The 25,729-nt window shown below is 63.8% G+C and carries 22 protein-coding genes; 12 read left to right on the top strand and 10 right to left on the bottom strand.

What is annotated here, in order from left to right; genetic code table 11:
* Window positions 1-15: 15 nt before the first annotated feature.
* A complete protein-coding gene (locus tag FBX97_RS01020; protein ID WP_141828407.1) occupies window positions 16-594 on the top strand; it encodes a PEP-CTERM sorting domain-containing protein in 579 nt (192 codons plus the stop codon).
* A 205-nt stretch (window positions 595-799) separates the two neighbouring features.
* Window positions 800-961, top strand: coding sequence for a hypothetical protein (locus FBX97_RS29445; RefSeq protein WP_185748429.1), 162 nt, complete (start codon window positions 800-802; stop codon window positions 959-961).
* Here FBX97_RS29445 and FBX97_RS01015 read toward each other — a convergent pair.
* The 4 genes from FBX97_RS01015 to FBX97_RS01000 form a co-directional block, all read right to left on the bottom strand.
* Window positions 958-2,286, bottom strand: coding sequence for a PepSY domain-containing protein (locus FBX97_RS01015; protein ID WP_141828406.1), 1,329 nt, complete (start codon window positions 2,284-2,286; stop codon window positions 958-960). The genes FBX97_RS29445 and FBX97_RS01015 overlap by 4 nt on opposite strands.
* An 8-nt stretch (window positions 2,287-2,294) precedes the next feature.
* Complete coding sequence (locus FBX97_RS01010) at window positions 2,295-4,589, bottom strand: TonB-dependent receptor (protein WP_141828405.1); 2,295 nt, start codon at window positions 4,587-4,589, stop codon at window positions 2,295-2,297.
* 99 nt (window positions 4,590-4,688) lie between these two features.
* Window positions 4,689-5,087 (bottom strand): DUF2946 domain-containing protein, encoded by a 399-nt coding sequence (locus FBX97_RS01005; protein ID WP_185748428.1) that lies wholly within the window; start codon window positions 5,085-5,087, stop codon window positions 4,689-4,691.
* Between the two features lie 96 nt (window positions 5,088-5,183).
* Window positions 5,184-7,385 (bottom strand): NADP-dependent malic enzyme, encoded by a 2,202-nt coding sequence (locus FBX97_RS01000; RefSeq protein WP_141828403.1) that lies wholly within the window; start codon window positions 7,383-7,385, stop codon window positions 5,184-5,186.
* Between the two features lie 326 nt (window positions 7,386-7,711).
* Here FBX97_RS01000 and FBX97_RS00995 point away from each other — a divergent pair, with 326 nt between their 5' ends.
* Entirely contained in the window at window positions 7,712-10,255 is a 2,544-nt protein-coding gene (locus tag FBX97_RS00995; RefSeq protein WP_141828402.1) for a TonB-dependent receptor domain-containing protein, read from the top strand.
* 28 nt (window positions 10,256-10,283) lie between these two features.
* On the opposite strand, the gene FBX97_RS00990 is transcribed toward FBX97_RS00995, so the two are convergent.
* Window positions 10,284-11,516, bottom strand: coding sequence for an MFS transporter (locus FBX97_RS00990; RefSeq protein ID WP_255517236.1), 1,233 nt, complete (start codon window positions 11,514-11,516; stop codon window positions 10,284-10,286).
* Between the two features lie 113 nt (window positions 11,517-11,629).
* Here FBX97_RS00990 and FBX97_RS00985 point away from each other — a divergent pair, with 113 nt between their 5' ends.
* Window positions 11,630-12,628: an aldo/keto reductase gene (locus tag FBX97_RS00985; RefSeq protein ID WP_141828401.1), complete on the top strand. Its 999-nt coding sequence runs from the start codon at window positions 11,630-11,632 to the stop codon at window positions 12,626-12,628.
* A gap of 40 nt (window positions 12,629-12,668) precedes the next feature.
* On the opposite strand, the gene FBX97_RS00980 is transcribed toward FBX97_RS00985, so the two are convergent.
* Window positions 12,669-12,911, bottom strand: a complete 243-nt coding sequence (locus FBX97_RS00980) for a hypothetical protein (RefSeq protein WP_141828400.1) — start codon at window positions 12,909-12,911, stop codon at window positions 12,669-12,671.
* Between the two features lie 63 nt (window positions 12,912-12,974).
* Complete coding sequence (locus FBX97_RS00975) at window positions 12,975-13,184, bottom strand: hypothetical protein (RefSeq protein ID WP_141828399.1); 210 nt, start codon at window positions 13,182-13,184, stop codon at window positions 12,975-12,977.
* A gap of 263 nt (window positions 13,185-13,447) precedes the next feature.
* Between FBX97_RS00975 and FBX97_RS00970 the strand changes: the two genes are divergently transcribed.
* Window positions 13,448-15,028 carry a PQQ-binding-like beta-propeller repeat protein gene (locus FBX97_RS00970; RefSeq protein WP_141828398.1) on the top strand — a complete coding sequence of 527 codons (1,581 nt, stop codon included), beginning with the start codon at window positions 13,448-13,450 and terminating at the stop codon, window positions 15,026-15,028.
* A gap of 15 nt (window positions 15,029-15,043) precedes the next feature.
* On the opposite strand, the gene FBX97_RS00965 is transcribed toward FBX97_RS00970, so the two are convergent.
* Together FBX97_RS00965 and FBX97_RS00960 are read right to left on the bottom strand one after the other, a co-directional pair.
* Window positions 15,044-16,246: a cation:dicarboxylate symporter family transporter gene (locus FBX97_RS00965; RefSeq protein ID WP_141828397.1), complete on the bottom strand. Its 1,203-nt coding sequence runs from the start codon at window positions 16,244-16,246 to the stop codon at window positions 15,044-15,046.
* Window positions 16,247-17,158, bottom strand: a complete 912-nt coding sequence (locus FBX97_RS00960) for a LysR family transcriptional regulator (RefSeq protein WP_141828396.1) — start codon at window positions 17,156-17,158, stop codon at window positions 16,247-16,249.
* A 188-nt stretch (window positions 17,159-17,346) separates the two neighbouring features.
* On the opposite strand from FBX97_RS00960, the gene FBX97_RS00955 reads away from it, so the two are divergent.
* From FBX97_RS00955 to FBX97_RS00940, 4 genes are read left to right on the top strand one after another with little or no spacing between them, the layout of a single operon-like run.
* Window positions 17,347-18,447, top strand: a complete 1,101-nt coding sequence (locus tag FBX97_RS00955) for a porin (RefSeq protein ID WP_141828395.1) — start codon at window positions 17,347-17,349, stop codon at window positions 18,445-18,447.
* 10 nt (window positions 18,448-18,457) lie between these two features.
* Entirely contained in the window at window positions 18,458-19,975 is a 1,518-nt protein-coding gene (locus FBX97_RS00950; protein WP_141828394.1) for an argininosuccinate lyase, read from the top strand.
* A gap of 41 nt (window positions 19,976-20,016) precedes the next feature.
* Window positions 20,017-20,973 (top strand): alpha/beta hydrolase, encoded by a 957-nt coding sequence (locus tag FBX97_RS00945; protein ID WP_141828393.1) that lies wholly within the window; start codon window positions 20,017-20,019, stop codon window positions 20,971-20,973.
* Entirely contained in the window at window positions 20,973-21,278 is a 306-nt protein-coding gene (locus FBX97_RS00940) for a hypothetical protein (protein ID WP_141828392.1), read from the top strand. Before FBX97_RS00945 ends, FBX97_RS00940 begins: the two co-directional genes overlap by 1 nt.
* A 574-nt stretch (window positions 21,279-21,852) precedes the next feature.
* On the opposite strand, the gene FBX97_RS00935 is transcribed toward FBX97_RS00940, so the two are convergent.
* Window positions 21,853-22,293 carry a hypothetical protein gene (locus FBX97_RS00935; RefSeq protein ID WP_141828391.1) on the bottom strand — a complete coding sequence of 147 codons (441 nt, stop codon included), beginning with the start codon at window positions 22,291-22,293 and terminating at the stop codon, window positions 21,853-21,855.
* 646 nt (window positions 22,294-22,939) lie between these two features.
* On the opposite strand from FBX97_RS00935, the gene FBX97_RS00930 reads away from it, so the two are divergent.
* From FBX97_RS00930 to FBX97_RS00920, 3 genes are all read left to right on the top strand, one after another.
* Entirely contained in the window at window positions 22,940-24,013 is a 1,074-nt protein-coding gene (locus tag FBX97_RS00930) for a sensor histidine kinase KdpD (protein ID WP_141828390.1), read from the top strand.
* A gap of 97 nt (window positions 24,014-24,110) precedes the next feature.
* A complete protein-coding gene (locus FBX97_RS00925) occupies window positions 24,111-24,614 on the top strand; it encodes a GNAT family N-acetyltransferase (protein ID WP_185748427.1) in 504 nt (167 codons plus the stop codon).
* Window positions 24,611-25,678, top strand: a complete 1,068-nt coding sequence (locus FBX97_RS00920; protein WP_141828388.1) for a bifunctional diguanylate cyclase/phosphodiesterase — start codon at window positions 24,611-24,613, stop codon at window positions 25,676-25,678. The genes FBX97_RS00925 and FBX97_RS00920 overlap by 4 nt, the downstream gene beginning before the upstream one ends.
* Window positions 25,679-25,729: the final 51 nt, after the last annotated feature.

Genomic DNA, 25,729 nt, shown 5'->3' with positions numbered 1-25,729 from the left:
CCAGGAGACCCCCTCATGCAAGCAAAAACCCTGTGCGCCCTCGCCTGCGCCCTCGCGCTGTCGTCGGCCGGCCACGCCGCCGTGCTGACCGGCAGCAGCGCCCACGGCGGCAATGCCGTCACCGACTACAGCACGCCCGGCGCGGTCTCGTTCGACCTCGACCTAGAACGCTTCGCGCCGACCCGCCTCGACTTCCGGCTCGAAGCGGACGACCTGCTCGGCCCGCTGAGCCTGAACGCCATCGTGCGCAACCTGAGCGGCGCCGCGCTGACAAGTTTCGACTTCCACCTGGAAGGCATCCGCTTTGCCCAGGCCGGCAGCGTCACCCCGACCTTCGGCACACTGGGCCGCATCAGCTACGGCAGCGACTACGCCGGCATCGACTTCAGGACGCCGGAATGGGCAGAGTTCCACTTCGGCGATCCGCTCGGCGAAGCCGGCGCCACCGACTGGCTGCTGAGCACGGCCGGACTGCGCGCCGGCGACACCTTCTCGATCACCGCCGAGGTGCCGGAACCGTCGACGGCGGCGCTGATGCTGTCGGCCTTGTGCATGTCCGGCCTGCTTGCCATGCGCCGCCGGCAACGCGGCTGACAACTCGGCTGATAGCACGATTGTTCTAAAAAATACGGCTGTGGACCCGCCACCACAGCCGTAACAATTGTTAACATAATCATTCTGTCCCCTCGTTCGGTAAATATAGAATAGCAACATGGCAACGCCACTTTCGTGATGTTGGCATTTGCATTTACTGACAGGTGGACCTATGCCCCAACGAAGAGTCGACGAAGAAACTGGAATGACAGTCGAATACGCGCTATTCCTGGCGGAAACGCGTGGGCTCAAGTTCGCGCTCGGCTACCTGGAAAGCTGCCACGTACCCACCGAGATCCTGTTGCGGACCGTCGCCAATCCGCAGGCACGGCGCCACCACGAACGGCGCCGGCAGCCGCGTAACTAAGCGGCGGCCTGCGCGCGCAGCCGCGCGCGTCCCAGCCCGATTTCCACCACCAGCAGCACCAGCGTACTCAGGGCCAGCAGCGGCATCAGCACGCACAGGCCGATCCCCAGCACCACCGCCCACAGCGGCGCCGCGCGCCAGGCGCCCGGCAACAGCTTCGGCAAGCCCAGCTGCCCCGCGCGGCGGCGCTTGAAGAACATCACCCAGCCCGACACCGTCGAAAACAGCACCCCGGCCGCAAACACGAACAGCAGCGCCTGGTTCCACAGGCCCAGCTCGCCGCGGTGGAAGGGAATACCGACCGCGGTGGCCTTGCCGAAGGCGGTCTGGCGTTCCCAGCCCGCCCGGTACAGCACGCTGCCGTCGTAGGCGTTCAACACCAGGTCGAAGCGGTTGCCCGGATGCGGACGATCGGCGGACGCGGCGCGCCACAAGCCGTGCGGGCCGCGCGGCGGGGTCAAGGCCACCGGCACGCCGGGCACCAACCCCTGCACCCGCTGCCAGGCCTGCTGGTAATCCAGCTGCGGGCCGCCGGTCGGCATCGAGTGCAGGTGCGGCGGCACCTGCGGCGACGCCTGCCCTGCCCAGTCGCGCACGGCGCGGACCTGGTTGCCGGCGTATTTGCTCCAGGTGATGCCGGTCAGGACCATCGCCAGGCTCAGCACGCCCAGCGCGACGCCGAGGAAGGCGTGCCACTGGCGCCAGCCCTGGCGTCCACGCACGCCGGCGCGCGGCAGCGCCGGCTGGTTCGATTGCGGCCACCATAAATAGACGCCGGTCAGCAGCATCACCAGCATCCAGCTGGCCGCCAGCTCGATCATCCAGCGCAGCGATTCGCCCTGCAGCAGACGCGAATGCAGGCGCCGCGCCCATTCGCTGAAGCGGTCCTGGTCGATCTGGGTGCCGAGCACGCGGGCGTCGTAGGGATCGACGAAGACGGTGCGCCTGGCCAGGTCGGCTGCGGGCCGCGCCGCCGCCGGCACGTGGCTCGCATGCTCGCCCGCGGCGCGCGACGGCGGCCCGAAGCCCACCTTCAGCGCATCCTGCGGTGTGGCCGGCGGCAGCACGGACTGGATCTCCAGCCCGGCCGGCGCCACGCTGCGCGCGGCCGCCACCGAGGTGTCGAGCGGCAGCATGGCGGCGCCCGCCGGCGGCGTCACCCGTTCCAGGTGGCCGTACAGGCCGGCCTCGATCTGCGGCGTGAAGATGTACAGCAGCCCGGTCAGCGTGGCGACCAGGACGAAGGGAGAAGCGATCAGCGCCGCCCAGAAGTGGATGCGCCAGAACAGGCTGCGGCGCCTTGCGGCCAGGGTCGAAGTATTCATCGTCATGCTCACAGGTCGAACTTCAGCTCGGCGACATAGGTGCGCTGCGGATAGGGGTGGAAGTTCCAGTACTTGTAGTTGTTCAGGTTATCGATGCCGACCGCCATGCTCCATTGGCGGTCGATCCTGTAGGTCACCCGCAGGTCGGTGGTGAAGTACTTGCTGGCGCCTTGGTAGGCGAAGCCGTTCGGGTCCGAGTTATCAGGCGTCGAATACTGGCGCCCGCTGTAGCGCGCCGCCAGCGTCGCCGCCAGCCGGTCGTTCATGCGATACGTCGCCTGGCCGGTGGCGCGCCACTCGGGGATGCGCGGCTGCCACTTGCCGACGCTGGCCGGGAATTTGTCGTTCCGCTCGATCTTCGAATCGGTCCAGGTGGCGCTGGCGTTCAGGGCCAGGCCGGCGATGCCGGCGTCGGTGGCGGCATAGGCCAGCTCGAGGCCCTTGGTTGCGATGCGGTCGACGTTCTGCACGTTGGTGACCCTGGGCGTGACCAGCACGTTGGTCTGCGAGTACAGCGCGTCGCGGGTGCGCTCGCCGAAAGCGGTCAGTCGCAGCAATCCCGTCTCCAGTTTGCGTTCGGCGGTGAGTTCGCCGGTCCACGACCGTTCGGGCTTCAGGTTCGGATCGTTGTTGGTCAGGTCCCCGGCCGCGTTGATGCCGCCCTGGTACAGCTCGGACACGGTCGGCATCCGCACCGCGCGTCCCAACGAGGCCTTCAGCACCCAGTCGTCGTTGGCCTGGAAGGCCAGCGCCGCCTTGGGCGAAAAATAAGCGTCGTGGCGGCTGCCGTGGGGCACCGTGAACGTGGCGTTCGAGGTGCGGCCGTCGCGTGCGTGCCAGCGCTCGTAGCGCAGGCCGAGCACCGTCTTCCAGCGTGGCGCGAACTTCCAGGTGTCCTGGGCGTACAGCGCGTCGATGCCGGTGCGGCCGCTGAAGGCCTGGTTGAAGTCCCCCGGCGCGCCGCCTATCCAGTCGGCGGTGCCGTTCTCGATGCTGCGCAATTTATAGGATTCACGCTGGTAGCCGAATTCGGCAACGTGGTCGCCGTTCACGCCCTCCGGACGCCAGATGCCCTTGGCCGCGAAGGTGTTCCAGCCGGTGCCGCCCTGGTTCACGATGCGCCCCTTGCCGCCGTTGGCCGCGGCCGGCAAGGCGATCGTCGTCGGCGCGCGCAGGATGTCCTTGTCGTAGTCGTACAGGCTGGCCGCCACTTCCCAGTCGAACACGCCTTTGGTATGGCTCTTGACGGTGAGGCCGTGCATGTAGTGCTGCAGACTCTCGTTGGACTGGTTGAAATCGGTCGGCACCAGCGTGTAGGCGCCGCCGTCGATATTGACGGGGCCGCTGTAGACCGGCTGGCCGGCGCCGTCGCGCAGGTAGGATTGCGGGCGGCCCTGCGAATCGTTCTTCCACCAGCCGAACACGTAAGTCGCGCGCAGCGTCGGCGAGAAATCGTAGGCGAGCTTGGCCTTCACGTGGTCCTGTTTCGTATGGTACTGGGTCGCGGCGCCGAGGATCAGCCAATCGTGGTAGGTCCTGTCCTGCCCCGCCACCGCACCGGTGACCGGTGTGCCATCAGTGGAAGCCGCCGCGATAGGGCGCGTCGGGAAGGTCAGCGGCTGGCCTTCGCTGTCGGCGCGGCTGACGTCCAGGTACCAGGACCAGCGTCCGGCACGATTCCCCAGCGCGATGCTGCCCTGGCGCCCGCTGTAGGTGGTATCGGTCCCGTACAGCTCGAACGGCTGGCGCGAATAAGAGAATTTGGCGTGGGCCTCGAAACGGGTCGGCATGCGCGTGACGTAGTCGACCACGGCGCCGACCGAGTTGCCGCCGTAGGCCGCCGAGAACGGGCCATACAGCACGTCGACGCGTTCGATCTCTTCCGGGCTGACCATGCCCCAGCGCGGCGCGAAGCTGGCGCCGTTGCCGAGGTAGTTCGAGAGCAGGATGCCGTCCGCGTACACGGCCGAGCGCGCGCTGTTGCCGGTGCCGGAGGCGCGCGTCGACAGCACCGCGTGGTTGTAGTCGCCGATGTAGCGCTTGCGCACCAGCAGGCTCGGCAGATATTTCAAGGCGTCTTCGGCATCGAAGGCGTTGATGCTGCGTGCGATCTCTTCGCGGCTGACGCCTTCGATCGTGGTCGGGATCTGGGTCGGCAGCGAGGTCGGGTTGCTGCCGGTGACGACGACGGTGCCGAGGTTGCGTACTGGAGTAGCTGCTTCGGGCGTGGCGTCTTCGGCATAGGCCGACGCGACGGCAGTGGCGAGCGCGGTCAGCGCCAGCGTTGTGCGGACTGTTTTCATGGTGGTTCCTGTGACTCTGACAAACGAGCAAGCGCCGGCGTACACAGGGTGCACGGCGGATCGTCGATGCCCGGGGGATGCGGCGCGGGCCGCGGCGGTTCAGAGGGTCACAGGCGGCGCACGCGACTGCGCCGGCGACCAGGCCGGCAGCGTGCGCGGTGCGGCGTAGTACAGCGGCGGGAAAACGTCGTGCCCGCCAATGACGGCGAACACGGCCGGCGGCTGCGGCGGCAGGCCGAACGAGGCGGCGTGGGTGGCGCAATAGCCGCAGTGCGTCAGGCTCTTGAGGAGCTTGTCGGAGGCTTGCTTGCCGTCGTCGTCGGGCAGCGCCATCGGCAGCATTTCGATGCCCATGGCGGTGCAGACTTCCATCTTCGTGCTCGTGGCCGACGAAGAGGCGTTGAGGGCGTGCGAGACGACAGGGACGAAGGCATTGAACAGGATGGCCAGGCAGGCGATCCAGGCGTACTTTGCCCAATGTCTTGTCGTCTTGTACATATTTTTATTATAGATCACGCCTTGACGAGGGGGCGTGACGGTTGAACGGATGCTCGTCATTCCCGCCTTCGCGGGAATGACGAGCTGGTGGCAGGATCAGCGCACGTCCGCCACGGCCAGCGCCGTCATGTTGACGATACGGCGCACGGTCGCGCTCGGGCTCAGGATGTGCACCGGCTTGGCTGCGCCCAGCAGGATCGGGCCCACGGTCACGCCCTTGCCGGCCGCGACCTTCAGCACGTTGAACAGGATGTTGGCCGCGTCCAGCGACGGCATCACCAGCAGGTTGGCGCTGCCGTTGAAGCCGCCTTCCGGCAGGTACAGGCGGCGGATGTCTTCCGACAGCGCGGCGTCGCCGTGCACTTCGCCGATCACGTCCAGCTCGGGCGCGTTCCGGGCCAGCAGCGCGACCGCTTCGCGCATGCGGCGGGCCGACGGGCGCTCGGACGAACCGTTGATCGAGTGCGACAGCAGCGCGGCCTTCGGCTCGATGCCGAAGTGGCGCATGTGCTCGGCCGCCAGGCGGGTGATGGACGCCAGTTCCTGCGCGGAGGGTGCGTCGTTGACGTAGGTGTCGGTGATGAACAGGGTGTGCTTGTCCAGCACCAGCGCGTTCATCGCGGCCAGCACGCCGGCTTCCGGGGCGGTGCCGATCTCGTTCTGCACGTGCGCCAGGTGGCTGTCGTAGTTGCCCTGCATGCCGCAGATCAGCGCGTCGACGATGCCGTCCTTGAGCAGGCGCGTGCCTTGCAAGGTGGTGTCGGCTTCGGCTTCGACCAGCGTGTAGTCGACGTCGCGCTTCAGGCGCAGGCCCGACTGCTTGATCGCCTTTTCGACGTCCGCCGCGGCGCCGATCAGCACCGGCTGGGCGATGCCTTCGTCGACCACGGTCTGCACCGCGCGCAGCACGCGCTGGTCGGTGCCTTCGGCGTAGGCGACGCGGCGCGGGTTGGCCTTGGCCTTTGCGAACACCGGCTTCATGAAGAAACCGGTGTGGTAGATCATCTGGCCCAGCTTGTCGCGGTAGGCGTCCATATCCTCGATCGGACGGGTGGCGACGCCCGATTCGGCAGCGGCTTTGGCCACGGCCGGCGCGATCACGCCCATCAGGCGCGGATCGAACGGTTTCGGGATGATGTAGTCGGGACCGAAGCTCAGGTCTTCGCCGGCATAGGCGGCCATGACGGCGTCGTTGGCTTCGGCTTCGGCCAGGTCGGCGATCGCGGTGACGCAGGCCAGCTTCATCTCGGTGGTGATGCGGGTGGCGCCGCAATCGAGCGCACCGCGGAAGATGTACGGGAAGCACAGCACGTTGTTGACCTGGTTCGGGTAGTCCGAACGGCCGGTGGCGATGATGACGTCCGGACGCGCGGCCTTGGCCACTTCCGGACGGATCTCCGGTTCCGGATTGGCCAGCGCCAGGATCACGGGCTTGTCGGCCATGGTCTTGACCATGTCGGCGGTGAGCACGCCGGCGGTCGAGCAGCCCAGGAACACGTCGGCACCATCGACGATGTCGGCCAGGGTGCGCGCCGACGTATCCTGTGCGTAGCGCGCCTTGTTGGCTTCCATGTTGGCTTCGCGGCCCTTCCAGATCACGCCCTTGGAGTCGGTGACGTAGATGTTGGCTTGGTCGACGCCCAGGCTGACCATCATGTCGAGGCAGGCGATGGCGGCGGCGCCGGCGCCGGAGGCCACCAGCTTGACCTTGCCAATCTCCTTGCCCACCACTTTCAGGGCGTTCAGCAGTGCAGCGCTCGAGATGATCGCGGTGCCGTGCTGGTCGTCGTGGAAGACCGGAATGTTCATGCGCTCGCTCAGCTTCTTCTCGATGTAGAAGCATTCCGGCGCCTTGATGTCTTCGAGGTTGATGCCGCCGACGGTCGGCTCGAGCATCGCGATCGCTTCGATCAGTTTATCGGGGTCGTTCTCGGCCAGCTCCAGGTCGAACACGTCGACGCCGGCGAACTTCTTGAACAGGCAGCCCTTGCCTTCCATCACCGGCTTCGAAGCCAGCGGGCCGATGTTGCCGAGGCCGAGGACGGCGGTGCCGTTCGAGATCACGGCGACCAGGTTGCCGCGCGACGTGTATTCGGCGGCCATGGCCGGGTCGGCGGCGATTTCTTCGCAGGCGTAAGCGACGCCCGGCGAATAGGCCAGCGACAGGTCGCGCTGGTTCGACAGCGGCTTGGTCGCCACCACTTCGATCTTGCCGCGCGTCGGGCTGCGGTGGTATTCCAGCGCGTCGGCGCGCAACTGGGTGTCTTTGGTCTCGTTCAAGCTGCTTTCGGTCGTCATATTGTTCTCCTGTGCCGCGTACCGGCTGCTGCTCGCGCAGTGGCACGCGCCGCGGCGCACCGGCGGTGCGTTCGCGCTAACTATAAAACCAAGCATATTAGCCTTGAATCATTAATCCTGCTGGGCGCGCCATGAATATTCACCCCGCCCCTACCGAATAAAATACGTTTTTCCCCACCTTAGCCCGAAGATCGCCCCTGTATTTGCGCCCAAAATCACGTATTTACGCGATCAAATGGGTGATTCTTTTCGCAGTCTGTCATCCTGGCGGGCGCATCCGCGTTAAGTTGACACTCCGGCAGTCCAACCTTGCGATCGATTTCCCCATGACCCCTATCCGTTCCGCCGCCGCCAGACCTGCCGCCGGCCAGGGCACTCCGACGCCCAAACTCCTGCCTGTGCTGCTGCTGGGGTGTTTCGTTGCGCAACCGCTGTTTGCCCAGACCGCCGCGCCGCAGACGCCGCCGCCGAAGCGCCCGGCTGCGCAAGCCCAGGGTGCCGCAGCGCCAGGCGTCGCCACGCCGGCCCAGCCGGCGGGAAGCGCCGCCACGGCCGCTGCCGCGAGCGGCACGGCGGGCACCGGCACCGGCACTGGCACGGCCACGAGCGCGGACAAGCCGGCACCGGCGGCCGGCGCCGGCGACGACATGGCAACCGTCGAGGTGGTCGCCTCGCGCCCGACCGCCAAGGTCGACCGCGACGTGTACGACCTCAAGAACGACATCAGCACCAGCAATGCCTCGGCGGCCGACGTCCTGAACAACGTGCCGGCGGTTACCGTCGATCCGGACGGCACGGTGGCGCTGCGCGGCAACCAGAACGTGCAGATCATGGTCAACGGCAAGCGCGACGCCCAGTTCCAGGGCCAGAACCGCGGCGACGCGCTGAACGCCTTCCCGGCCGAAAGCATCGAGTCGATCGAGGTGATCAACGTGCCGGGCGCCGAGTTCGGCAACGAGGGCGGCAGCGGCCCGATCATCAACCTGGTACTGAGGCGCAACCGCAAACCGGGTTCGCGCCTGACGCTCAGCGCCAACAAGGGCTCGGCCGAGCGCTACAACAGCAACCTGGGCGGCGAGTACGCGGCCGGCCCGTATTCGATCAGCGGCACCCTCGGCGTGCGCCACGACGTGCGCAGCAGCCACGCCGAGACCCGGCGCGAGGACCTCGACCCGCAGACCGGCAACGCGATCGGCGCCAGCAACACGAGCAGCGACAACATCACGCCGTCGCGCACGCTGATGGCGGCCACCACCTTCACCTACAACGTCGGCGAGCGCGACCAGGCCGGCGCGACCGCCAGCTACTCGAAGCGCCAGAACGACAGCGACAGCGTGGGCACGACGCAGCGCTTCGGCGCCGGCATGGTCCCCACCGCCGACTTCACCAACACCTCGCGCCGGCATGCGCCGTCCGAGAACTTCGGCATCGGCGCCTCGTACAGCCACAAGAGCGGCGAGCCGGGCGAAGAGCTGAAGTTCGACCTGCGCTATACCGGCCAGAACAACGATGCGCACCAGGACGTGTTGTACGACTACCGCCTGCTCCCGCAGCGCTACACTACCAACAACATGCGCGACACCGGCGTGCGCAACCGCATCCTCGACATCTCGGTCGACTACCAGAAGACGCTGTGGGAGACCTGGACCCTGAAAGCCGGCGGCAAGATCGCGGACAGCAGGAACGAGAACGCCACCAACTACCTGGCCGTCGATCCGGGCACCGGCACCTACTTGCCGGTGCCGAGCCGTATCAGCGATTTCGAATCGACCGACCGCAACGCCGCGCTCTACGGCATCCTGGCCACCAAGCTGGGCGCGGCGACGCAGGTGCAGGCCGGCCTGCGCGCGGAGTACACGGAACTCGACGTGCGCCAGCCGCTGCTGCAACAGGAAAACAAGTACGACTACATGAACTGGCTGCCGAGCTTTTACGTCACCCGGGACCTGAGCGACGTCTCCCAGCTGCAGCTGCGCCTGAGCCGCCGCATTGCGCGCCCGAACGAGCGCGACCTCAATCCCAACCTGGTGTACTACGGCGACTTCAGCGCGCGCCAGGGCAATCCCGACCTGCAGCCGGTGAACAACGACCTGGGCGAAATCGTCTATAACGATCAGTTCTTTACCGTCAACAGCAGCTTCAAGCTGTTCGCGCGGCGCGAATCGCCGGTAATCGGCAACCGCACCTACCAGCTGCCGACCGACCCGGACGTGATCGTGACCTCGCCGATCAACTTCGGCAGCAACCGCTCGACCGGACTGGACATGAACTTCAACGTGCGCAAGCTGTTCCTCCAGGGCCTGTCGGCCAACCTGGGCGTCACGCTCACCAACGATACGCGCATGCGCATCTCGAATTTCGGCGCCGACAGCCTGCCGGGCGAACTGAAGGCCCACCGCGAAGACATCAAGCTGCGCCTGGCCTACCAGGTCGGCATGGAATCGCTGCAGCTGAACGTGAACCGCAGGGATGCGTCGCTGAACGGCCAGGGCCGCACCGGCGGCGTCACCCTGACCAATCTGAGCTGGCAGCACCGCTTCTCGCCGCGCCTGACGATGAACCTGAACGTGCAGAACCTGTTCCGCGCCGGCGACATCGAAAGCGACACCGAAAACGAAGTGCTGCGCCTGTACACCCTCACGACGGCACAGCCGCGCGTGGTCTACCTCGGCCTGCGCTACCAGTGGGGCGGCGTGACCGGCGACGAGCGCGTCCGCAATGGCGGACGCGGCATGTTCCGGGGCGGGCCGGGAGGCCGCGGCGATGGCGCTGGTGGCGGCGGCTTCGGGAACGGCGGCGGCTGGGGAGGAGGAAGCGGCGGCGGCGGCGGCGGTGGCGGCGGTGGCGGTGGCGGCGGCTTCGGCGGCTGACGCGCAAGCCGCCGAACCGGGCGCTCCCTCAGCGGCCGAAACTGAAGACCCGGCGCGACGAGGCCGCGATCGCCACCACACCCAGCAGGCTGAGTGCCAGCGCGATACGCAAGTCAAAACGGTGCGCAATGAAACCGACGATCACCGGACCGATCAGCAAGCCCATGTAGGCCAGGCGCGTCGTCACCGCCAGCCCGGTCGAAGCCGAACCGCCGCTGGCCAGCGCCATGCGCCCGGCCGACGAGAACATCACCGGGATGATGTTGGCGGTGCCCAGGCCGCACAGCAGGAACCCGGCCAGCGCCGTCCACACGCCCGGCAGCAGCAGCGCCAGGCCGAGCCCGGCGAACGACAGCGCGCAGCTGGCCACGACCAGCGCGCCTTCGGAAAAGCGCGCGCGCACCGGATCGCCGCTGAAGCGCCCGACCGCCATGCCGACCGAGAACGCGGCATAGCCGGCGCTGACGAAGCCGCCACCGGCCAGCGCGACCTCGCGCATGTAGACCGCGCTCCAGTCGTACATCGCGCCCTCGACGATCAGCGCCAGGAAGGCCAGGCAGCCCAGCACCACCAGCTTGCGCTTGAGGCCCGGCGGCAAGGCGTGATCCTGCAGCGGCGCCGGCGCCGGCGCATCGCCCTGGGTACCCTGCGCGTTTGAAGCGGCCTGATGTGCATGGGCGCTCGACTCCGGCAACAGCCAGCCCGAGGTCAACAGAATCAGCACTGCGCAGCAGGCGCACACCACGCCCAGGTGCCACTGGTTCGGCCAGCCCATCGCCTGCCAGCCGCTCGACACGAGTGCGCCGCACATGCCACCCAGGCTGAAACTGCCGTGGAGCGAACCGATTACCGGCCGCCCGAACGCCGCCTCGATCACCGCGCCCTGCGAATTGGCCGCGACGTCGTTCACCGCCGACATGGCACCGTAGAGCGCCAGCCAGAACAACAGCAGCGCATACTGCGGCATCAACAGGATGCCAAAGGCCGCCAGCGACAGCAAGAGCGCACTTTTGACGGAAGCCCAAGCGCTGCCCACGCGCGCGATCCAGCGCCCGGCCCAGGCCATGATCAGGATGCCGCCCAGCGCCACCGCCAGCATCGACAGCGACAGGTTGGCGTCGGACAGGTCGAACTTGTCCTTGATGGTGGGCACGTGCGTGCCCCAGGATGCGTAGATGACGCCGTTGACGAACAGCACCGTCATGGCGCCGAGGCGCGCCTTGCTCAAGGAGGAAGAAGAGAAATGGGTTGCTTGCTGCACAGGTGTTGCTCAGGTCGTATTGATCGACCGCGCAGTGTAATCGATTGAAGCGAACCATGCGTCGCGCCCGGCCGGTGTAGCATGGGTCATCCACGAACAGAAAAGGACCAACAGTGAACCAGCGCTACCAACCGATCACGCGCCTGGGCCTGGGCGGCACCGGGCTTGGCGACATGTACCACACCACCACCGACGAAGCCGGCAAGGCCACCGTCGACGCCGCCTGGGAAGCCGGCATCCGCTACTTCGATACCGCCCCGCACTACGGCGCCGGCATGTCCGAGCACCGCTTCGGCGCCGCCCTGCGCGCGCGCCCGCGCGACCAGTACACGCTGTCGACCAAGGTCGGCCGCCTGCTGCATCCCCAGCATCCGGGCGAGATCGCCGCACCCTTCGTCAACGCCCTGCCCTTCAAGCGCGTGCTCGACTACACCGCCGACGGCGTACGCCGCTCGGTCGAGGACAGCCTGCAGCGCCTGGCGCTCGGCCACATCGACATCGCCTACGTGCACGACCTGTCGCCGGAAGCACTGGGCGACCAGTTCGAACATTACTTCCAGATCGCGGCCGGGCCGGGCGGCGCCTTCGAAGGCATGGTCAAGCTGCGCGAGGAAGGCATCATCAAGGGCTGGGGCCTGGGCGTGAACACCCTCGAACCCTGCCTGCGCGCGCTGAAGATGTCGGATCCGGACATCTTCCTGCTGGCCGGACGCTACACGCTGATGGAGCAGACGCCGCTGCAGGAACTGTTCCCGCTGTGCGCCGCGCGCGGTGCCCACGTGGTGCTGGGCGGCCCGTTCAACTCGGGCTTCCTGGCGGGCGGGTCGCACTACGACTACCTGCCGGCGAAAGAGGAACAGATCCAGAAGCGCGAGCGCCTGCGCCAGATCGCGGCCAACCATGGCGTCGACCTGGCCGCGGCGGCGCTGCAATTCGGGGTCGCGCATCCGGTGGTGGCCGCGACGATTCCCGGCGCCAGCAGCCCGGAGCACCTGAAGCGCAATGCCACGCTGATGCACATGGAGATTGCACCCGCGTTCTGGGAAGAGCTGCGGATCGAGGGCCTGGTGGCGCAGGAGGCGCCGCTGCCGCCGAAGAAAGCGAATGCCTGAGAGGCGCAGTGCGGACCGCGTCCCCGCGGTTCGCACCCCGTCAGCCCGGTTGGTCCGGCGTGCTGGGCCTACCGGCCTTTTGCCTGTCTTTCCAGGCCCGGATACCCAGCACGATACTCAGCAGACACAGACATCCATAAAACGCAGCCCGGCCACTCTCCCCTTGCATGAACAAGGCGGCGGCACCGAATCCGAAAGCGATGGCTGCGATGACGGTCCCGATGACGAGAATGGTATGCCTTTGCCTGGCGCTGGACGTCGCGCCGATGGTGTTTTGGTCCATGGATGTTTCGAAGCGTAGTGACAACAGGGGCATTGTAGGCGACTGGTGCGCAAGGCGTAAGGATCACGCAGCCATGGCATGCTGCCTGCCACTGTCCGGGCTGCGTCCCGGCGCTGCCGGAAGCTTGCCGCCGCCGGAACCGGTAGCGCCGCCGCTGCCGCTGCTGCCGATAGGCCCCCTGGGCGCGGCAACCGGTCCCTTGATGTCCCTGCCACCGATGCTGGTGCCGGTCCAGTTGCATCCTGCCGTGCCCAGCGCGATAGCGGCGGTCAATAGTGCGCGCCTTGCGCTTTGATATGTGACTTTCATTGTCTTGCCTCTGTTGTCGAGTGTCGGTGTGCAATTGCCTTTGTACTGTTGCTGTCCTGCCGGTGCGTAATTGGACGGGGACAGGCATGTGTCGGTTCCGTTAGGGACATTACCGCCCACGGCACGCTGTCGTTTTTTTGTATTTTGGGAACGATTTCTCGCTGGAACGTAATAACAAATATTTACAGGTGTTAATATTTAGCCTATTACAAAAACCAACTCCAGCCATGCGTCTACGTTCCCCTCTTTTCCCTTCCTGCCTCGTGCTGTCGCTGCTGTCCGCCTGTGGCGGGGGTGGCGGCGGCAGTGCGCCGGCACCGTCGGTATCGCTGGCGGTGACGACCGCCCCCGTCGACCTGAACATCATCAGCGGCGAATCCGCCGACGTGACCGTGCAAGGCACGTGGTCAAAGCAGAACCTGGACGCCCCGGTCTACCTGAGCGTGCGCGATGCCGGCGGCCGCTTCACCCTGCCGCAGCCGGCCATCGCCGCCGGTACCACTTTCAGTATGAAGCTTTCGGCCCCGAGCACGCTTGCAGCGGGCTCCTATAACGGCACGCTCGAACTGCGCGCCTGCAAGGACGCGGCCTGCACCGACACCTGGGCAGGCACGGCCAGCCTGGCGTACACGATGAAAGTCACCGCCGTCGAGTGGGAAATGTACCAGGGCAACGCCGCCCATACCGGCTACGTCCCGTTCACGCTGGACCCGGCGCGCTTTGCCAAGGCCTGGGAGTGGCAGCGCAAGGAAACCAGTCCGCTCGGCGCCGCCATCAATCCGGTCGTCACCGGCGATGGCAAGGTCTTCATCAGCGGCGACGTCTACTTCGGCCAGGGCATCGTGTACGCGCTGTCGGAAAAGGATGGCAGCGAGACCTGGCGCTACCCGATGGGCCAGGTGCCCGCCCTCAGCCCGCCGTCGGTCAGCAAGGGCCGCGTGTACGCCGCCGTGACGGGCCAGGAAGAGACCGCGCTCTGGGCCTTCGACGCCGCCAAGGGCGACGTGCTGGCCAAGTCGGCATTCGAAGGCCAGTGGCCTAACGTGATGGCGCCGACCGTGACTGGAGACATGGTGCTGACCGGCGCCGGCAAATACGGCGGCAAGACCTATGCCTTCTCGACCTCGAACGGCGCCAGCAAGTGGGTGCATGATGCCGGCGGCGCATGGGACATGTGGGCACCGGCGGCCGACGACACCTATGTGTATCACCACAACGGCGCCGCACTGTTCATCATCGACCGCGCCACCGGCGCCACGGTGGCCCAGATCGCCGATCCGCTCGGCACCAGCAACACCAGCAACGGTTATTTCGGTGGCCCTGTCCTCGGCAGCAAGCGCGACGCCATCTCGTTCGCCGGCGGCGCCTTCAGCGGCCGTGCATCGTCCAGCCAGGAACACTACGACCAGCGCGTCCTGTCGAGCTTCGACCTGGCGCAGCGCCGCTACAACTGGTCCACCGCCAACGCCTACCTGACCGCACCGGCGCTGGCGGACGGCGTGCTGTACGCCGGCCGCAATACGCCATCCGTGCTGGAGGCAATGGACGAGGCGACCGGCAAGGTGCTGTGGAGCTGGTTCCCGCCGGAGTCGGCCGAGGCCATTCACCGGAATATCATCGTGACGCGCAATCTGCTGTTCGTGAGCACCGACCGGGCGGTGTATGCGATCGACCTGGCGACCCGGAAGAGCGTGTGGCGGTATGCGGAGCCGGGGGCCCTGGCTTTGTCGGCCGATCGTACGCTGTATATCGCGGTTGGGGCGACGAGCAGTACTGGCAAGCTGGTGGCGATCCGGTTGCAGAAGTGAGCCTTCCGGCCTGAATCATGGCGAACGCGCAGCCGACAAGGCGCGCGCGAGCGCCTTGCGATCCAGGCACCTGTCACCGGCGGCGACCACGACGCACGCGACGCCATGTCCGATCACATTCGTCAGCAGGCGGCACTTCATGGTCCTGTCGATCGCGAACAGGATTGCCATCAGCTCCGGCGGCACCACGTGCAGCAGGGCGACGGTCGCCGCAAGCGTCGCCACACCCGATCCCGCCACGCCGACGGCGCCCTTGCTGCTGATGAGTGCCATGCCCAGCATCCACGCCAGTTCATGCCAGCCCAGCCGCACCCCTGCGGCCTGGGTGAGGAAAACCAGGCCCATGGCAATGTAGAGATAGGTCCCGGCCAGGTTCAGCGAATACGAGAACGGCAGCACCACGTCCGTGACCTGGCGCGGACAGCCCAGATCCTGGAGCTTCTCGCTCAGGGGTACGAGGCCGGCCAGGGACGAACTCGTGAAGAATACGAGATAGAGTTCGGCCCTGATGTAGGCGATGAAGCGCAGCAGCGACATGCCCGCAAGCCAGGCCGCGCCGCCCAGGACGACCAGTACGAACAAGGCGCTTGCAAGATTGATGGCGGCGATGAACTTCAGCAGCGGCAGCAGCGGTGCGAGTCCATGTCGTCCCACCGCAGCCGCCATGGCGCCGAAGGCGGCCAATGGCGCCAACATCAGCACAAACTTGATGACGCCGAGCAGGCGGAGGCGGCAACGCTCTACCCATGCCGGCACCCGTGTGTCCGGAAAGCGGCCGAGCAGCAGCCCGGCGGGCAAGGCCGCGGCCAGCAGGAGCAGGTTGTTCGCCTTGAGTGAAGGCAGCCGGTCCAGCCAGCCCGGCATCGAGGCCGGGGTCTCCCCCGGCACCGGCATGGCCGGGGAGGATGCGCTTGCGAGCACCGCGCCGGTGCCCGGTTCGAGCGCCCAGCCGGAAGCCAGTCCGAACAGCATCGACAACAAGGACAGCACCGCAAAATACGCAAAGGCCAGCGCAGCGATCCGTCCGGGCTCGCGCTGGCGGCCGAGCGTCGAAGCGCTGGAGACCAGCATACAAAAAATCAGCGGATAAGTGAGCCAGCCCAGCAGGTGAATGAACAGCTGGGCCAGAGGCTGCATCTGCACCGCGAGCGAGGGTGCAGACAAGCCCAGGCCCAGGCCTGCGGCGACCGGTATTGCCAGCGGCAGGAAGCCCTTCACCTATGCCTGTCCCTGGCGTGCGAGTTCGATGAAATGACGCAGCGTGGGCCGCTGCCCGTCGTCGCGCCAGGCCAGCGTCAGGGGCGCGGAAAGCGCCGGCGGCGCATCCTTGATCGAGCAGTACACGACGTTCTCGGCATGGAAGCCCTGCATCGAAGCCGGTACCGCGGAAACGCCCGCGCCCGCGGCAACCAGGCTGATATTCGTGAGCATGCGCTCGACCTCGATCGCCACGTTCGGCACGAAACCGGCCTGCACGCAGGCTTCGACCAGGTTCGCGTACATGCCGGGTGCGCCGCTGCGACGCACCAGGATGAAGCGCTCGTCGCGCAGGGACGACAGCGGCACCGCCGGACGACCGTGGCCACGCGCGCGCGGCAGCGCCGGATGGCCGACCGGCAGCACCAGCAGCAGTTCTTCTTCGAGCAGGCGTTCGAAGGACAATCCTTCCGGCTGGCTGACGGGACGCCGCACGAAGGCCACATCCAGCTGGTTCTGTACCAGCGCCTCGGTCAGCTCGGCCGCGTTTCCCTCGCGGAATTCCAGCTTGACCTGCGGCCAGGCGTCGCGGTAGGCGCGCATCACCTGCGGGATGAAGGCATGGGCGGCCGCCGAACTGGTGAGCCCGACCGACAGGCGTCCGACGCTGCCACTGCTGGCGCGCGCGGCGCGCACGACGGCCGCGTCCACGTTGTCGAGGATGGCGCGTGCCTCCAGCAGGAAGGCTTCGCCGCCCGCAGTGAGCATTGCCCCTTTCGGATGGCGGCGGAACAGATCGAAGCCGAGCTCCTGCTCGAGCGCCCGGATCTGCTGGCTCAAGGGCGGCTGCTGCATGCCCAGGCGTTCGGCGGCGCGGGTGAAATGGCCTTCTTCGGCGACAACGACGAAATAGCGCAGGTGTCTCAGTTCCATGCGAAGTCCATATTTATTAAGTATTGAGAGTGCTATTTCGATATATTTTACATTGAAGAAGCTTCTCGGTAGCATTCTTGTACGCGAATAAAAACGATGTTCGCGACGACGATGTCCAGCCCCAACCGCCGGTCACGCACGTCGCACCGCGTACACCTTAAAACTACAAGCACAACCCGGAGACACCCATGAAACACACTTTGCTGGCGGCCGCCCTGGCCGCCCTATCCCTGCACGCCCATGCCCAGTCCGAGGAAGGCAGCGCCGACGCGCCCAAGACGGGCGCGACTGTCGGCAGCAGCAGCGTCACCGTCTACGGTTCGATCGACGGCGGACTGCGCCACGAAACCAACGTCGACCCCGAGGGCAACAGCGACACCACCATGAGCTCGAACGGCACCTTCCGCTCCAACCGCCTGGGCTTCCGCGGCAGCGAGGACATCGGTGGCGGCAACAAGGTCAACTTCGTGCTGGAGATGGGCTTCAATTCCGGCACGGGCGCGCTGAACAATACCAACAACGTGATCTTCCAGCGCGAAGCGCACGTCGGCATGTCGGGCGCCTGGGGCGCCCTCGACGCCGGCCGCAACTACACGGTGGCCTACCGCACCATTCTTGCCTTCGATCCGTTCAAGTTCCGTTACCCGAGCATCACCTACGTCCTGTCCTCCACCAATGGCATCCGCAAGGACAACGACGTCCAGTACACCGGCCGCTTCGGCGACTGGACCGCGCGCGCCGAATGGGCGCTCGGCGAAGTCGCCGGCGATGCCGACTACGGCACCACCAAGGCCGTCGGCGCCAACTATGCCCACGGCGGCCTGAAGGCAGGCGCCAGCTATTCGATCGCCAAGCAGAACGTCGGCACCACCAGTGCGCCGAACTACCGCGACTACGATCACGTGGCGCTCGGCGCTTCCTACGACTTCGGCGACCTGTCGCTGGCGGTCGGCCACATCAAACAGACCCAGGAAACGACCGCGCGCGACACCACCTCGACCTGGGACTGGTTCGGCGGCAGCTACCAGATCACGCCCCGCTTCGACCTGACCGCCGCCTGGTACCGTAACAAGGGCTACAACGCCAAGGCGACCGCGGCGGCAGCGGTCGGCGATGCAAACAAAACGATGCTGATCACCGGCATCACCTATCAGCTGTCGAAGCGCACCACGCTCTACGCCGAAGTCGACAACACCAGGCTGAAAGGCGGTTTCGCCAGCGGCGGGACGACCAAGTTGAACCAGACCCGCCAGCGCGGCATGGCGGCCGGCATCATGCACACGTTCTAAGATGACTACCATGTTCAAACTGAAAATGCTTCCTGTCGCCCTCCTGTTGCTTGCCCATGCGGCGCAGGCGCAGCAGCAGAACGGGCGCGACGAGTTCTATTGGCTCGGCGAGATCAACAAGGCCTCGGCGGTCATCAATGCGCAGCAAGGCCTGCTCGATCCATCGAAGGTGGCGGGTATTGCCGCCGGCCTGAACGAGGTGATCGAGGCCGGCAAGCAGCCGGGTGCCAAGCGGCCGTCGACCGTGATCACCTTCGAGCCGCTGATGATCAAGGCTGCGGGCCCGGACGTGACACTGCTGCATGCCGGCCGCTCGAGCCAGGACATGCATGCGACCTACCGCGCCGCGATCATGCGCGACAACATGCTGAAACTGGCGGAGCAGCTGAACCGGACCGCCGCCACGATCGTGCAGCTGGCCGGGCTGCATGAGAAGACGATCGTCCCCAACTACACCAACGGCGTGGCGGCGCAGCCGAACAGCTATGGCCACTATCTGCTCGGCTATGCCGCCGGCCTCGATCGCGACGCCCAGCGCATTCGCGAGGCGTATGTGCGCATCGACCAGTCGCCGATGGGCACCACCGTGCTGAATGGCAGCAGCTGGCCGCTCGACCGCGGCAGGATGGCCGATTATCTCGGCTTCGCGGCCATCGTCGACAATGCCTACGATGCGCACCAGATCGCGGCGGTCGACTATCCGGTGGAGGTGGGTTCCATCGTCACCGGCATTGCCCTGCATGCCGGCAGCTTCATCGAGGACGTGATGGCGCAATATGGCCAGGCCCGTCCCTGGATCCTGCTGCGCGAAGGCGGCGGCAACACCTATGTGTCGAGCGCGATGCCGCAGAAGCGCAATCCCGGCCTGCTGAATGCGACCCGCCGCGAAGCATCGATGGCGATCACGCTCGCGATGGGGCCGGTCCTCGAAGCGCACAATATCCCGCCGGGCATGAGCGACGCCAAGGAAGTGAAGCCGAACGCGGAAATGGTGGACAGCGCGATCAAGGTCCTGGCTGACTGGGACAAGATCCTGAAGTCGCTCGTCATCGACAAGGACCGTGCGCTGGAGGAGCTGAACAGCGACTGGACCGCCTCGCAGGAACTCGCCGACCTGTTGATGCGCAACTACAAGCTGCCGTTCCGCGAGGGCCACCATTTCGCGTCGGAAGTCGTCGATTACGCCAAGGCGCATAACCTCCGGCCGAGCGACTTCCCCTATGTCCAGGCGCGCCGCATCTACAAGGAAGCAACCAGGGATTACGCCACCGGCGAGCTGCCGATGAGCGAGAAGGAATTCCGTGCGGCGCTGGACCCGGTTGCCATCGTCAGCCACCGCGCCACCGCCGGTGGACCGCAGCCCGCCGAGATGGACCGCATGCGCAAGGAGGCGCAACAAAGGCTGGCGCAACAGGACACATGGATCAAGGAAAAACGCAGCCGGATCGACGCTTCCCTGGCAAGGCTGGACCGCGACTTCGACAAGCTGCTACCTCAGGACCGCAAGGCGGCGCCGCAAGGAAAATGACGCTACCTCCCTCATGCCATGACGTTTTCAACCGGAGCCATATGATGAAGCGACGCACCTTGATGCGCCATGTCCTTGCGTGTTCGGCCCTGGCCCTCGCGCCACCCTTGCGCTTCGCCGCAGCGCAAACGACAGCGCCTGCAAGCGCCAGCGCGACCCTGCCGCTGTGGGACCGGGGCATCCCTGGTAACGAAACGATGGGCGGCACGTCCCAGCGCTCGGCAAAGGGGGCCCTGAGCCACGTCGTGGCGCCGATACTCGAAGTGTTCATACCGGCGCGCCCAAATGGCAGTGCGGCCTTGATCGCAGGCGGCGGCGGCTACAAACGCATCCAGATGGCGTCGGAAGCGTATCCGGCCGCGCGTTGGCTGGCACAAAGGGGCGTGACCGCATTCGTGCTCGACTACCGCTTGCCTGGCGACGGTTGGGCCGCCGGGCCGCTTGCGCCCTTACAGGATGCCCAGCGCGCCATTCGTCTCATCCGTGCCAATGCGCACGTGTATGGCCTCGATCCAGCGCGGCTGTTAGCGCTCGGGTTCTCGGCCGGGGGCCACTTGATGGGCATGGCGGCTGCACGCCCGGATTTCGCCTCCTATCCCCCGCAAGACGACATCGACAAGTTGTCCGCTCGGGTATCGGCAGCGGCATTGATCTACCCGGTCGTGACCTTGCGCGCCCCCTACGACCGCACCTCCACAAGGCGCGTACTGATCGGTACCCACCCTACCCCCAAGGAAAGTGCGGACTGGTCGGTCGACACCTGGATCGGCAAGCAGATGCCCCCCTTGTTCGCAGTGCAGGCCGAGGACGATCCGATTGCCGATCCTGCGAACATCACGATGCTCTCGCAGGCTGCGAGCCAGGCAGGCGTACCGATCGAAACGCATCGGCTGTCGACTGGCGGGCATGGATTCGGCATGGGCAAAGCCGGTTCGCCGAGCGCCGAATGGCCCGCGTGGTTCGAACATTGGCTACGTGAACACGGCTTCGTCGGATAATGAAAGCAATTGCCCTCGAGGCGCCAGGCGCGGTCGAGGAGACCGATACATCGTTACTCATCACTGCCAGCTTGCGCGGCCTGCGTCTTCATACGATGCCTGGCGACCTGTATGCGATCTATCGTTTCGAAAACGGGCAAGTCGTTCCTGTGGCAGCCTGGCAGACCCGGGATGCTGTCCTGGCCCTACTCGGCGCGAAAGGTGGCATCAGCTTGCGTGAAGCGGCAGAACGGGAAGGCTTCCATTGGCCGGATACGCCGGCCGCCATTCTTGGGGCGCTGACGCGGCTGCAGGATACCCGCTAAATCTATACGGCAGGCAAAGAAAAAGCCGACTTATAAAAGTCTGCTTTTGTCTTGAACATCATACCTTGATCTTGGCGGAAAGAGCAGGAGTCCTATTCCTCCATGACGCTGCCCCTCTTCTGGCAACGAATGTCCCCAAAACTGCCCCAAAATTGGTGACCCGGACAGCAGTCCCTGGCAGTTCATCATAAAAGTGGCCCTGCATCTATATGCTTGTATGGAAGCGCTGGCGACGATTGCTGCTTTGCTCGGTGGCATCGGCCTGCTGGTACCTTGCAGCGAAATGCTTGCCATATTATAGGTCTGACATGTTCCGATGGCCATCGACATCGACTGGCTAATGGCGAATGGCGAATGGCGAATGGCGAGTAGCCGCATGCAGCATCGGATTCGCCTTCTTCCAGGCACCAACATGAAAGCGATCATGGGAGCGTACTGCATGGGCTTGCGTCCGGCGGCAACGGCATCATCGCCGGACGCGCCTGACCGACCAAGCCATCTTTGTCTACCTGGCAGGCCCTCTTGCTTTAGCGCTGCACCTACACAAGGCATATCGAATTCATTAAATACGCTTTCATTTTGGAAGGTCGAGCCATACGCCAAAGTTGCCCTGTTCTCTTTGCCCCGCATCCCAGGTTCCACGAATATTCGCCGCACATTCCAATAACTTCACTTTACCAAGCCCGGCATTTATCAAAGCATGTCGCAAATTTATGGCCGACGCACACGGCAAATATCCGACAGTATAGCCCTGTATAGTCACCCGAACCGCATACTTCTCGAGTTTGTTATTTTCAATGGTAAGACAGGCTTCGGTTTTACGGTTTATGCAATCAGCAGTGCGACGTCCACATAATTTCTTCAAATTCAAAATATGCTTGCCTGCGGCATTGATCTGAACACTAAATACACCATTACCTACGATTCGAGTTCTCAGTCTCTGTTTTTTATACCACGCAAGAACGGCCCACCAAAGGCCAGAAAAAATTAGTGTAGCAAAAAATAGGAACCACATCGCGCCTCCTACCTTGAAATATAAATATTATGTTTTGATAAGTTCAAAGCTCTTAAATTACACAGCCTTTCCAGAGCAGCCAATATCCCTGGCATCCAATTCATTAAGATAGAAGATGGTAACCACCTTCTATCCGGAATTAATTTTCACAATCAATTTATCAATCAATAATCGATTGACGCAATTTTGAAATCGAACTCTCTTTCAGCACAAGGTGTGCCACGCGCAACCGAAATGCATAAAATCCTTCCTACATTAAATATAGATTTCACTTTTAACAAATTCCTGCTCGATGTTATAGGAATTTTCTGACCAAACCATAAGAAAATTCCTATTACTCTAAGAATTCACGTACATCATTATCAGAAATTACCACACAACGATTTAATTGAAGACAATTTATTCAAATTTTTTAACCATCATAGATTCATGAGTATAGAATACCGCTATTAAAAAAGTCATCAAATTCAGCAGATTTTGAACAGATTATGCTATCAAAATTTTGTTGAAAATTAGAAAGATGAATATTTATTTGTACAGCAGGAGACGAGAATGTTTTTCCACGATTACTTTCTGCCTCATTTGCCTTCTTGTTTATCATGCCAGACCTACCCGATTCACATAAAATCGACTAGGAGCGACCAGGATGAATAAGGACTCGTCACGTTTTGAACAACTGGTTGCCATCAGGGATGAAGTAGTTACACGCTGGCTAGCCCAGGTGAAGGAACAGATACCGTATGCAGGCAACGTGGGCCGCCGAGCACTTATCAACACATTGCCCGATTTTTATGAGCACGTGGTACTTACCATAGTCGGCGAAGAGGAAGCTTTCGATCATTCCACGATTGCAGCGGAGCATGGAGGGCAACGCGCACGCGTAACGCGGTTCAATGCGGGTGACATCGGCCACGAGTTTCAACTGTTCCGCTCGGCGATTATCGACACGTGGCATGCGAACGGCATAACCCTGAACCTGGACGAAGTCGGTCGCTTGAACAACGAGATCGATCTAGCGCTCCGGGAATCCTTGATCGGGTTTTCAAAGTCGCAGGATCAGATCCGTGAACAGTTTTTCTCCGCTTTGACGCACGATATGCGCACGCCTCTTGCGGCAGCGTCGGCTGCAGTTGGCATAATTCACAAGACAGACGATCTGGCACGCACGCGGCAAATGGCAGAGATCGCTATACGCCAGCACGCAACGCTTGCTAGCATGATCGGTGATCTGCTCGACATGATGGTGTTCCATGCCGGACCGACAACGTTAGAAGTGACGGATACCGCGTTGTATGACATCGTCGCAGAAGCTGTTGCCGACGTGGCCCTGTCGTCTGGCCGCGAGATACGATTTCGCGGCGTGCAGGTAAATGGTCGATGGTATGCGATGGCAATCCGCCGCGCAGTCGACAATCTGCTCAACAATGCCGTCAAATACAGCACCAGGGACACACCGCTAGACGTCTCAATTGGTGTAAAAAACTGTTGTGCGATCGTCGCCATCTCAAACCAAGGCCCCCCTATTCCGGAAGATCACACAGAAGCCATTTTCCAGTTATTCAGGCGTTTGCGTACCGATAAAGGGGGAGGAATTGTGGGTTGGGGAATCGGCTTGCCGTATGTGCGCACGGTCGCGGAGCAGCATGGGGGCAGTATTACTGTTGACAGCAATGCTTCGGGCACGACTTTTTTCTTTTCCATACCGATGGACCGAATCTGATCAAGTACCGCAAGAGTATGGATTACACCTTCAGGGATTTATCGGAGGAATTTCGGTCGTTACAATACGATGCCTGGTACATTGGAGGCCCGACATCATGAACGAGTTTATATTTCGTACAGCGACCAGAGCGGATGCGCCTGCAATGCTTTCGTTGCTTCGTTCAGTAACGATCGAGGGAGACACGCTTCCCTTCACGAGCGGCGTCGACAGTGACTTGATCGACACCCAGTGGTTCGGCGCATCCGGCTGTGTCCTGGCATATAGCCACGACCAGCTGGTTGCCATGTACCGCTATGGCGCCAATATGCCTGGCCGTGGTACACATATTGCAACGGCTACTTTCCTGGTTGCTCAGGAGGCACGAGGGCAAGGTCTTGGTCGCAAACTTATGGAGCACTGCCTGAAAAAGGCAAAGGCATCAGGATTTCGGGCAATGCAGTTCAACCAAGTCGTCGCCACTAATCTCGCTGCCCTGTCCTTGTATCGTTCACTCGGTTTCAGGAGAGTGGGCAAAATTCCAGAAGCGTTTGCACATCCCCAATATGGCTATGTCTCTGCATACGTCATGTATCGCGACTGGGCGGTGATGAATTCGTGATCCTGCTGGACAGCATCGGCAGCGCCGAACACGCGACCATGGTCGCGGAACGCATCATGGCCAGGCTGGCGGAACCCTTCGAGATGGCTGGGCATCGTGTGTTCGTTACTGCCAGCGTAGGTATCGCGCTCAGCGCCACCGGCTATGCCGACGTCGAGGACATCCTGCGTGATGCCGATATCGCCATGTACCACGCCAAAAAGGCCGGGCGCGCGCGCTGGGTCATATTCGACCGTGTCATGCAGCTTGCGGCACTGCGGCGCCTGCAGATGGAAGCCGACTTGCGTGACGCCCTGGCACAGTCCCAGCTGGTATTGCACTACCAGCCAATCGTATCGCTGCACGACGATCGGATCAGCGGTTTCGAAGCGCTGCTGCGCTGGAATCATCCAGCGCGCGGCATGGTCCCGCCAAATGAATTCATTCCAGTTGCCGAGGAAATCGGCCTGATAGGCCAGATCGGCGCCTGGGTGCTGGCGCAAGCCTGTCGCCAGTTGTGCGAATGGCAGCAGCGTTTCGACATACGACTCGAAATGAGTGTGAACGTGTCCGCAGTCCAATTCAACGGCGACGAACTTGCTGGGACAGTGCGCCGGGTCCTGCGCGACACCGGCGTCGTGCCGTCCACCCTCAAGCTTGAACTGACTGAAAGCGCCGTCATGGCCGATGCCGAGCACGCGCTCGTGGTGCTGGCTCAGTTGAAGGCGTTGGGCGTGCGAGTCAGCCTGGACGATTTCGGCACCGGCTACTCCTCGCTCAGCTACCTGCGCCGTTTGCCGATCGATACACTGAAGATCGACCGTTCCTTTGTCAGCCAGCTGGACCGGCTGGATGACAAGCGCCAGATCGTCGACGTGGTGCTGACGCTGGCGCATGCGCTCGGGCTGGACGTGGTCGCCGAGGGCGTCGAGACAGATGCCGAGCAGCGCCTATTGCGCGACATGGGCAGCGATTTCGTCCAGGGGTACTTCTACTATAAGCCGCTCACGCCGGAAGCTACTACATTAGCGCTGGCACAGCAGGGCAATATGCTGACTACATCGCTGAGCGAAACTTTCGGATAGACGCCGTAGATCCGCCTGTTTTCGGTACCATCGAGCTGCCGAAGCTTCGTG

It is taken from the genome of Herbaspirillum sp. SJZ107 (assembly GCF_006715485.1).
In the GTDB taxonomy this organism is placed as follows: Bacteria; Pseudomonadota; Gammaproteobacteria; order Burkholderiales; family Burkholderiaceae_D; genus Telluria.
The sequence above is the reverse complement of the archived record's forward strand: the minus strand, read 5'-3'. Positions and strand labels throughout refer to the sequence as shown.

Coding starts and splice junctions, on each gene's coding strand:
- FBX97_RS01020 (WP_141828407.1), top strand. CDS start 16: ATGCAAGCAAAAACCCTGTGCGCCCTCGCCTGCGCCCTCGCGCTGTCG.
- FBX97_RS29445 (WP_185748429.1), top strand. CDS start 800: ATGACAGTCGAATACGCGCTATTCCTGGCGGAAACGCGTGGGCTCAAG.
- FBX97_RS01015 (WP_141828406.1), bottom strand. CDS start 2,286: ATGAATACTTCGACCCTGGCCGCAAGGCGCCGCAGCCTGTTCTGGCGC.
- FBX97_RS01010 (WP_141828405.1), bottom strand. CDS start 4,589: ATGAAAACAGTCCGCACAACGCTGGCGCTGACCGCGCTCGCCACTGCC.
- FBX97_RS01005 (WP_185748428.1), bottom strand. CDS start 5,087: ATGTACAAGACGACAAGACATTGGGCAAAGTACGCCTGGATCGCCTGC.
- FBX97_RS01000 (WP_141828403.1), bottom strand. CDS start 7,385: ATGACGACCGAAAGCAGCTTGAACGAGACCAAAGACACCCAGTTGCGC.
- FBX97_RS00995 (WP_141828402.1), top strand. CDS start 7,712: ATGACCCCTATCCGTTCCGCCGCCGCCAGACCTGCCGCCGGCCAGGGC.
- FBX97_RS00980 (WP_141828400.1), bottom strand. CDS start 12,911: ATGGACCAAAACACCATCGGCGCGACGTCCAGCGCCAGGCAAAGGCAT.
- FBX97_RS00970 (WP_141828398.1), top strand. CDS start 13,448: ATGCGTCTACGTTCCCCTCTTTTCCCTTCCTGCCTCGTGCTGTCGCTG.
- FBX97_RS00960 (WP_141828396.1), bottom strand. CDS start 17,158: ATGGAACTGAGACACCTGCGCTATTTCGTCGTTGTCGCCGAAGAAGGC.
- FBX97_RS00955 (WP_141828395.1), top strand. CDS start 17,347: ATGAAACACACTTTGCTGGCGGCCGCCCTGGCCGCCCTATCCCTGCAC.
- FBX97_RS00950 (WP_141828394.1), top strand. CDS start 18,458: ATGTTCAAACTGAAAATGCTTCCTGTCGCCCTCCTGTTGCTTGCCCAT.
- FBX97_RS00945 (WP_141828393.1), top strand. CDS start 20,017: ATGATGAAGCGACGCACCTTGATGCGCCATGTCCTTGCGTGTTCGGCC.
- FBX97_RS00940 (WP_141828392.1), top strand. CDS start 20,973: ATGAAAGCAATTGCCCTCGAGGCGCCAGGCGCGGTCGAGGAGACCGAT.
- FBX97_RS00935 (WP_141828391.1), bottom strand. CDS start 22,293: ATGTGGTTCCTATTTTTTGCTACACTAATTTTTTCTGGCCTTTGGTGG.
- FBX97_RS00930 (WP_141828390.1), top strand. CDS start 22,940: ATGAATAAGGACTCGTCACGTTTTGAACAACTGGTTGCCATCAGGGAT.
- FBX97_RS00925 (WP_185748427.1), top strand. CDS start 24,111: ATGAACGAGTTTATATTTCGTACAGCGACCAGAGCGGATGCGCCTGCA.